Annotated in this window: 10 protein-coding genes; 9 read left to right on the top strand and 1 reads right to left on the bottom strand. The window is 61.7% G+C overall.

What is annotated here, in order from left to right; genetic code table 11:
• Window positions 1–325: 325 nt before the first annotated feature.
• From B9A23_RS21785 to B9A23_RS21760, 6 genes are all read left to right on the top strand, one after another.
• On the top strand, window positions 326–2011 hold the full coding sequence (locus tag B9A23_RS21785; RefSeq protein WP_084281503.1) for a DinB/UmuC family translesion DNA polymerase: 1686 nt from the start codon (window positions 326–328) through the stop codon (window positions 2009–2011).
• A gap of 116 nt (window positions 2012–2127) precedes the next feature.
• Window positions 2128–2751 carry a DUF6927 domain-containing protein gene (locus B9A23_RS21780; RefSeq protein ID WP_084281501.1) on the top strand — a complete coding sequence of 208 codons (624 nt, stop codon included), beginning with the start codon at window positions 2128–2130 and terminating at the stop codon, window positions 2749–2751.
• 16 nt (window positions 2752–2767) lie between these two features.
• Entirely contained in the window at window positions 2768–2968 is a 201-nt protein-coding gene (locus tag B9A23_RS21775) for a hypothetical protein (RefSeq protein WP_084281499.1), read from the top strand.
• Between the two features lie 94 nt (window positions 2969–3062).
• Window positions 3063–3317: a type II toxin-antitoxin system Phd/YefM family antitoxin gene (locus B9A23_RS21770; RefSeq protein WP_067403131.1), complete on the top strand. Its 255-nt coding sequence runs from the start codon at window positions 3063–3065 to the stop codon at window positions 3315–3317.
• On the top strand, window positions 3314–3580 hold the full coding sequence (locus B9A23_RS21765; RefSeq protein WP_081095537.1) for a Txe/YoeB family addiction module toxin: 267 nt from the start codon (window positions 3314–3316) through the stop codon (window positions 3578–3580). The genes B9A23_RS21770 and B9A23_RS21765 overlap by 4 nt, the downstream gene beginning before the upstream one ends.
• A gap of 14 nt (window positions 3581–3594) precedes the next feature.
• On the top strand, window positions 3595–3936 hold the full coding sequence (locus tag B9A23_RS21760; protein ID WP_084281497.1) for a hypothetical protein: 342 nt from the start codon (window positions 3595–3597) through the stop codon (window positions 3934–3936).
• A gap of 23 nt (window positions 3937–3959) precedes the next feature.
• Here B9A23_RS21760 and B9A23_RS21755 read toward each other — a convergent pair whose 3' ends face one another.
• Window positions 3960–4457 (bottom strand): hypothetical protein, encoded by a 498-nt coding sequence (locus tag B9A23_RS21755; protein ID WP_084281495.1) that lies wholly within the window; start codon window positions 4455–4457, stop codon window positions 3960–3962.
• A gap of 67 nt (window positions 4458–4524) precedes the next feature.
• On the opposite strand from B9A23_RS21755, the gene B9A23_RS21750 reads away from it, so the two are divergent.
• From B9A23_RS21750 to B9A23_RS21740, 3 genes are read left to right on the top strand one after another with little or no spacing between them, the layout of a single operon-like run.
• The gene (locus B9A23_RS21750; RefSeq protein WP_084281493.1) at window positions 4525–5811 is read left to right on the top strand and encodes a hypothetical protein; all 1287 of its coding nucleotides are present in this window, start codon (window positions 4525–4527) and stop codon (window positions 5809–5811) included.
• A 47-nt stretch (window positions 5812–5858) separates the two neighbouring features.
• Window positions 5859–7400 (top strand): DUF7007 domain-containing protein, encoded by a 1542-nt coding sequence (locus B9A23_RS21745; RefSeq protein ID WP_084281491.1) that lies wholly within the window; start codon window positions 5859–5861, stop codon window positions 7398–7400.
• A 58-nt stretch (window positions 7401–7458) separates the two neighbouring features.
• Complete coding sequence (locus tag B9A23_RS21740) at window positions 7459–7782, top strand: hypothetical protein (RefSeq protein WP_084281489.1); 324 nt, start codon at window positions 7459–7461, stop codon at window positions 7780–7782.
• The last annotated feature ends 42 nt before the right edge of the window (window positions 7783–7824 follow it).

Raw genomic sequence — 7824 nt, 5'->3', positions numbered from 1 at the left:
TTGACTGCTCGATATCCACTCGCAAGGCCTCCATTTGCCCCGCGAAATCTACGCCATCCCAATCCTGCGCAAGGCCGGGTTCCGGCGGCGCTTACCATCAGAAGCCGAGCAAGGCAGAGAGCTTGCCCACCGCATAAAGGCTGCCCTGCTAAATGCTTTTGGACCAACCCTCACCTGTTCAATCGGGATCGGGCCGTCCGAACTGCTCGCAAAAATCGGGGCAGAAATGCACAAGCCCGATGGACTGGTTATTCTGCGTGAGTCCGAATTGCCTGACTCTATCGCTCACCTTAAGCTTTCGGACATTCCAGGTATCTCTAAGGGCATGAGCGCGCGTCTGGAAAAGGCGGGTATCACCGACGTGCCGGCGCTTTGGAAGTTGGGCGCCAAGGAGGCGCGTGGTCTGTGGGGCAGCATCGAGGGTGAGCGGTTTTGGAATGCGCTTCATGGCTTGCCCTATGAGCGGCCGGTAAGCGAGAAACGCATGTTTGGCCACAGCCGGATGCTGTCCTTCGACTGGCGCACGCCCGAGCGGGTCCACGATTGCGCGCGCCAACTGTCGCTTAGTGCGGTGCGCCGGTTGCGCCGCACCAAGTTAAAGGCAACGCAACTAACCCTGAGTGTGCGGGGTGGTGGCTCCCGCACTGATACCGCGCGTCGCTCGGATCACCAGCGCTGGAGCACCGAGATGCAGTTTGAAGCGATGCGTGACGATGCGTCTACGCTAGAACAGCTTGCGGCAGCCATTGCCCACTATCGGCGCGAGGTTCAGCACGAGGTGCAGCTGCGGGTCTTTGAGCAGATGCGCTACGCCTATAACCCAAGCGCCGATGCCATCCGGCGTATGGTGGCGAGCGGTTCCATGCGCGGCAATGACCCAATCGCGCTGCTGATCGGCGAAGATGCCTATGTGGCCGCTGGCGGCAAGATCGAGCGCGACCTCTTCAGCGAAGCGGCAGATGATCGCTGGATCGACATCGAGATCGCGCACAGGCTTGCGGCGGAGAAAATGGAAGCCGAAGCCCAGCGTATCACTGCCGAGACGGGCCTTGCCTGGATCAGCCCGGTGGCGTCGACCAATTCATGGCAGGCACGCAGCGAAATGGGCGTCAATGCGGTTCGCCTCCCGCCCGCGCCGCTCTCCGTAGAAGCACGAGCCCGAATTGACGCGATCGATGCTCGCATGGAAGAAATCAGCGCAATCATCGACGAAGGCGATGACAGTGGTGATGAAGGCAGCGAGGCCGACTTCGGACAGCTCGAGGCCGAGTACGAGGATCTCGATGCTGAGCGCAGCGACCTCAATAACCCGGTGCGCGAACTGCCCGAAGAATGGCGCAGTGAGGCCGGACGCTTTCTGGTTCTCACCACCCGCGGCGAAATGGTGCTCGAGGCCGATTACTACAGCGAAAAGCGCCTGTCGTTCGAGACCGATGAGAATGGCAAGGTGACAGCGACGGCCGAAGAGCCGGTGCCAGATTCCACCAAGCGCGGCAGCGCTGCGCCTTCCAGGCCCGAGGCAGTTGCGCCGGGCACGGAGAAGCCGATCAGCGCCCGCCTCTTCGACGAGCTTTCGGTTCAGCGCCGCAATATCCTGTCGGCATCGCTGCTAACCGATCCGGGGCTCGCGCTCGACTTCGCCGTCTTCGCGCTGGCCGACAGCCGCAGTTATGAAAGCCGCGGCACCTCGATCAAGGGCGGACGACCTAGCGATCCTGCGACCGGAGAACTTTCGCAGTCCACAGCTGAAGGGATTCTCGCCGAGGCCGAAAACGCGCTCGACACGGCATGGCAGGAACATGGCTGTGCACGCGCGCACTCCGTCAGATCGCAGCAGGGATCGGGCTCGATCACGCCGATTACCGCATCAGCTATTACACATCACAGGAACAGCTCGCGGGCGAGCATGTGCTGGAAGCCGAAGGTATCTATGTCCGGATCAGCCCGGAAAGGTTCGGCGAGCCGGGTCTCGCCTGGCGCAACCCGTTCTGGAAACCGCCTGGCGCGGTGATGCGCAAAGCTCCGATCACCGCCCTTGCAGACATTCCCGCACTCACGGCGCGGATCGCGCGCGAATTGAAGATCGCACCTCCGGCGCAGCCGGGGCTCATCTGAAGGAGAACACGCATGGGCTGGCTTTACATGCACCGTGCCGGAATGGGGGGCTTCGACACTCCCAAGGCCTATCTCGACAATCAGCTCACATGGGAGCGCGAAAATGAAGAAACCGGCACCTTCGAAGGATGCCGGGTCATCAGAAGCGTGTCCACAACCCGGGCCTATTACGCGGCTGTCCAGCGCTATGGACCGAACAACCAGACCCACGCCATCTCCGCGGTAATCTGTCTGGTCCGCTGGAACCCCAAGGCAGCCGACGGCCTCCTGTTCGGCTACAAGGACATGGATGAAAACTCCGGGCCGGTGGAGGCCGGGTGTCCCAGAAGTATCCTCGAGGAACTGGGGCCAACCAGTCACCCTTATGCCCTCGACTGGCGCAACCGCTGCTACCGCCATCTGCGCCTCAAGGAACGCAAGATCGCCGATGGCGACATGATCCGGCTGCCTGAACCCATGAAGTTCACCGACGGGAGCGAACACGCCGAATTCAGGGTGACAAAGCGCGGCGCGAAGATTGAACTCAGCACGCCCGATGGGCGAGGCCGGTTCCGCATCAGCAGATTGATGGAGCGCCGGTTCGAAGTCGTGCCCCCCAAGCGTGCGCCGCGCACATTCTTCCCGGCAACGCCGTAACGCACGGGAGGTGACCATGCTGCTTCAGAGCCTCGATCCCAGAAGGGCGGTCCTGTGCGGACGCGCAAATGCCGAGCGCCTCGCCATCCGGATGACAGCAAATTCCGGGCAGAGCCATGCCGTGGTGAGGACGGACAGCAAGCTCCAGCCCTTCTGCGTTCTGCCGGCAGAAGAGGGCCTTCCCGGTGCGATCGAGCTTCAGGTTGTTGTCCTGTAGGCTATCTCGAACACATGGGCTCTTTCCCTTCATCACTTGTTCACGCTTGCAATTGTACCAATATCAGTACAACGTTCCGGGAAAGGATGAAGCCATGGATGTTATCACCTACTCAGAAGCGCGCGCCAATCTGAAAGGCATTATGGATCAAGTGGTCAGTGACCGGACACATGTCGTGGTCACGCGCCAGAAAGCAGAGTCGATCGTGATGGTCTCGCTCGAAGATTGGAACGCGATCGAGGAGACCATGTACCTCCTTTCGAACCGCACCAATGCCGACCGCCTACGGCAGTCGATCGAGCAACTGGATGGTCAAGGCGGCAATGAGCGCGGGCTGATCGAGCCTTGAAGCTGGTCTTTGCTGACAATGCCTGGGAGGATTATCTTCACTGGCAACAAGCCGATGACAAGGTTCTCACCCGGCTCAACGATCTCATCAAGGAATGCCAGAGAACACCTTTCAAAGGGACCGGAAAGCCTGAGCCTCTCAAAGGCTCCCTCGCAGGCTGGTGGTCGCGGCGGATCACCAAAGAAGACCGTCTGGTCTATCGCGTCACTGGAAAAGGAAACGAGCAACAGCTAGAGATTGCCCAATGCCGGTTTCACTATTGAACTGAGGCTCCTGGATGGAATCCGATCGCGGTGCGGACAATGGCGCGCGTGACCCGCGCACACTGATAGCGAAGCTGGGGACAACCGGCAATGAACTTGCACGCACGCTCGGTCTCGACAAAGATGATCCCCGCCGGATGGAGTCAGATGACATTCAGCGCCGCATCGGCTCGATGATAGAGGTGCTCAGCAAGGTGGAACCGCGTTTCGGTTCTGTCATCATGGCCTATGCCTGGTACCGTTCTGAGGCGCTTTCCGGTTTTTCAGGCCAGACTGCGATGGAACTTGTACGCTGCGACCGCGTGCAGGACGTGCTGACTTATATTGCTGCCGTGGACGCAGGCGTGCATGCCTGAGCACCGCGATGGAACCGGAATATCTATTCCTCGATCATCCCTCCAAGGCCGGGATCGAGATACCACGATGGGCCTTCGGTAAAGTCGGCATTGCGGGCAGGAACAGGGCCATCGGGCTCTGATGATACGTAAGGGTTGACCATCGGCGCAGGGTGCTGGCCCGAGCGCAGAATGTGCCCCGACATCTGGCACCGCGGCCCGAGGAGCTCGAAGAGCCATTCGAGATCGTCAAGCATCTGGACAACCCCGCGCCCTGCCAGGGCATAGTAGAGGCAGCGCTGATAGTCATCGCAATGGCAGGACAGGATCTGCGTCAGCCGAGCCTTGGCATTGGGCAGGCCCTGAAAGACGCCCTGTAAGGTCTCATAGAGCTCGCACGCCGAGTAATAGGCATCGAACGGCTCCACTCCGATCGAGGCATTGGCGAGCATGCGCTTGGTTGGACGGCAATTCGGATCAAGTGCCGCGTCGCGCAGCGTGACATCGAGGTCGAACTTGCCGATATCAAAGACCTTGTTCATTATTCATGGGCTCCTGCAGATTATGAACATACCGTGAACAAACCACAGGGTCAAGGCGTCATCATGCATGTGGCTGGTAGGTAAGGACACCACAGGAAAAACCGGCAGGGTCGCCATCAGCGACGAGCTGAAGGCTGCGCTGGTGCGGTGGTATACAGGCCGGGGCAGCGAGGCCGACCACCGCGCTTCGGTTTCACTGGTCTCGACCACGCGAGAGAACCACAAGTGGATCGCCTGCGACTGCCTTGGGGCAGAACATTCGCCGCCGCTGATGAGCGCGGCCTATCTCAGTTTTCAGGAAACGTATTACCTCCGGCGTCTTACTTCGCGGCCAGGCCACGAGCCAGGATGCCCGTTTCATCTGCCGCAGGCGCCACCGCGCATCCGCGAGACCGTGAAGGAATCGCTCTATGCCATCGGCATTCCGAAAGGCCTGTTCAGCGCGCACCAGAAGGCCCCGGAGAAGCTTGCACAGAGGCCAGAGGACATAGAGCCTGACGACCGCTCACGCGGCGTCGCTATCCCGCGCCTCGGCAAGCTGCTCTGGTTGTTGCTCGAGCGCGCAGGGTCGAACATTCTGCGCGAATTACCGCCCACCGGCAGGCGCGCAGGCTCGATCAGCGAAGAAATGCGCCACCTCAAGCGCGCCGCTCAGGGCCTCGAGATCGCGCCGGGCATTCGGCTGTCGGATCATCTCTACACCAACGCGATCGATTACGAGAAACGGCGGGTCCATGCCCGGTTACGTTCTGCTGCCAAGACCTGGCCGCCCGAGTTTGCACCGCAGGCCTTTCTGCTTCTCGAAGCGAGCGAGGTCACATCCAGCGAGGTGGTGACGGGGCTCGGAACTGTCGAAATCCGCAACCGTATCCAGCATACCGGGATCATTCGCGCCGAGGTCGAGCCACCCTTTCTGGTGCTTGCTGTCGTTGGCGAGCACAGCCGGCGCGAAGGATACCTGGCGCTGCGCGCCTATGCCCAGCCTGTGCTCAGCGGAAACCAGTTCGTGCCCGCCGAGCGTGACCATGATCGCGACGTGCTGCGCGCGCTCCAACAGGCCCAATATGAATTGCGCCGCCTCGGTGTCAGGATGGCGGTCAAGAAGGTCCTCTTTGACATCACGCTGGCTGCGGGGTCGGCGAGGCCGGATTTCCTGGTGGCGCTGCTCGATGAGCATAGCGGGGTGGAATGCAAGTTCGCGCTCCAGATCCTGCAGTCTGATGATGCCGACTATCTTGAGCTGCGCAGCATCGAGCGCGAGCGTCTCGGTCAGGCCGGGCTTGTCGTATCCATGGCCGTCAGCAGCGTGACGCCTGAGGCAATTATCAGCGAAGCCCGCCGCATTCTCGAGTGAAGGGGAGGGGGAGGATGTGAGCGAACCTGAAGAAGGAGAGTTCGCTCATGACATGCTTTGCTCCGTCGCCGCGCCCATCGACATCGATCTGGGGTGCTGTCCAACAGGCCGATCAGCTTGGCCCCGGGATTTGGTCGGTGATGACCGCCAGCCACGGCGGCATCATTCTGTCCGATCAGAGACAGGCCGCCATGCCGTCGGCGCTACTGATCGAGGGCGGCTCCTACGAGGAAGACTGCGACTGGGCGCTCCCGATCCTTGTCTTCGCCAGCGAGCTTGAACGCCAGCGCTCCTGCTCCGCGGGCTTTCTGCAGCTTGCCTGCGATACCGCGCGGTGTTGGCACCCGGACCGCTTCGGTGCCTTTACCGGCGAGGCCGTCGAGGAGAATGCGTCCGCGATCCTGCGGACGCGCAAGGCCTATATGGCCGTGATCGGCGAATTCTGCGTGACCACCGCCTGGGGTGATTGGGCCGACTGGGTGCCGGACGGCAAAGTCGGCGTGATTGCCCGGCAAGTCGAGCGCGTCGATCACCTTGGCCGGCCAACTTATGGCGAGGCTGAGGTCTGCGCGCTCACCCGCAAGCTTGCCAGCGTCTCGGAGAGCCTTGGCGGCAAGACCTACCATGCCCGGCTCGATATCGGGGCCACCCCGGGCCTTGCCCTTGTGCTCCCGGCGCGCAAGGAATTCGTCGAGAACGCCGCATTTGCGGCGCTGCAGGCAGCGTGCAAGCGCACGATCTATGCCGCGCTGGCGCACAGAGGCCAGCACCGGCTTTCCTTCGAGAACTGGAAGGAAGCCCGCGATCTGGGGGTTGCCCTGCCGGAGGCCGACCCCTGCCTGCCCCGCTGGCATGCGGCCATCGCGGAGAGCGACAACGTCAATGTCGAGTATGAGGAGGTCGCGGCAGGTGCGGACACGATCCTTGTCGCGGATCTTGAGCCCGATATTGCACAGGGACTGGAGCGCGCGCTGCGCGAGCACCCTTCGCGCCCGCACCTCGTCGAGAACCATCCCGCCTACGCTGGCTATGGCTGGTATGACGCGCTGCATCAGCTCGGCAACGTGCGCTTCTATGTTTCAGCCGGGGAGCAGAGCCACGTCATCGCCGAGAACGGCAGCTTCCCGCCGCTCGATGACCATGTTCGAGCCGAGACGATTAAACTGAGGTTCTGTGTCTTTCACCGCGCCAGCGAAACGCAGCGCGAGGAACGGATCCCGGCAGACGTCGCCTTCGCCGTAAACGAAGATGGGTGGTACAGCGGTGTCGACCAGATCCGTATCGCTTTTGTGCCGGGTCCGGCGCTGACCCCCGAAACGCTGGTCGATCTGATCGAGAACGTCTGTTTCTGCGCGAGCGACGACAGCGAGGCCGACTCCTGGGACACCCAGCACGAGCACTTCTTGCGCGATGCGCGCGAGCTCGCGGCCCGGGTGCTGCTCGGCGAAGACGAGGCCATTGCGGCACGTATCCGCGACACGCTCGCCGGCATCCTGTGGGTCATTCCCAAGGATCGGCAGGTTGCCATTACCGTCGCCCCCGGGAGCGCGATCAATGTTCAGCTGTCCGCTTGTCAGCCTGCGGGCTGAGTCCAGCGAGGCCGTCCGGTTCCCCGCTGATCGCCCCTTTGATCGGGAGAGACCTCCAATGCATGACACCTCCGACCTCTCTTGCGCTCGGCAGCGTACCGAGCGCATCGCGCTGCTCAATGATGCCGCGCGCGAGGGCCGTGAGCGCACGGCCCGCATCGTCATGAGCTCCGGGCTTCTTGCAGAATTCAGCGGCGACACGGTGGCACAAAGTATGATGGCACAGGCTCGGCTGATGGCCGCTCTGCGCCATTGCACCTTCGCCCCGGATTCGCCCGAGCGAGACTTTGCAAGCATGGGTGTCGATGGCATCAAGGTGCTGATGAAAGTCGACTTGTATGATCCGGGCCTTGTCAAGATACCATTGAACGGTTCCTTTTGATGATGGGCTGGGGGCCCCCACACGCAATGCTCAAGGATTGGC

It is taken from the genome of Novosphingobium sp. B1 (assembly GCF_900176395.1).
Taxonomy (GTDB): Bacteria; Pseudomonadota; Alphaproteobacteria; order Sphingomonadales; family Sphingomonadaceae; genus Novosphingobium.
This window is presented reverse-complemented; position numbering and strand designations above follow the sequence as displayed.

What these genes read in the sequence shown, in the direction of transcription:
- B9A23_RS21770 (WP_067403131.1), top strand. Translation starts at nt 3,063, where the DNA reads ATGGATGTTATCACCTACTCAGAAGCGCGCGCCAATCTGAAAGGCATT.
- B9A23_RS21750 (WP_084281493.1), top strand. Translation starts at nt 4,525, where the DNA reads ATGTGGCTGGTAGGTAAGGACACCACAGGAAAAACCGGCAGGGTCGCC.
- B9A23_RS21760 (WP_084281497.1), top strand. Translation starts at nt 3,595, where the DNA reads ATGGAATCCGATCGCGGTGCGGACAATGGCGCGCGTGACCCGCGCACA.
- B9A23_RS21785 (WP_084281503.1), top strand. Translation starts at nt 326, where the DNA reads ATGAGCGCGCGTCTGGAAAAGGCGGGTATCACCGACGTGCCGGCGCTT.
- B9A23_RS21740 (WP_084281489.1), top strand. Translation starts at nt 7,459, where the DNA reads ATGCATGACACCTCCGACCTCTCTTGCGCTCGGCAGCGTACCGAGCGC.
- B9A23_RS21775 (WP_084281499.1), top strand. Translation starts at nt 2,768, where the DNA reads ATGCTGCTTCAGAGCCTCGATCCCAGAAGGGCGGTCCTGTGCGGACGC.
- B9A23_RS21780 (WP_084281501.1), top strand. Translation starts at nt 2,128, where the DNA reads ATGGGCTGGCTTTACATGCACCGTGCCGGAATGGGGGGCTTCGACACT.
- B9A23_RS21755 (WP_084281495.1), bottom strand. Translation starts at nt 4,457, where the DNA reads ATGAACAAGGTCTTTGATATCGGCAAGTTCGACCTCGATGTCACGCTG.
- B9A23_RS21745 (WP_084281491.1), top strand. Translation starts at nt 5,859, where the DNA reads ATGACATGCTTTGCTCCGTCGCCGCGCCCATCGACATCGATCTGGGGT.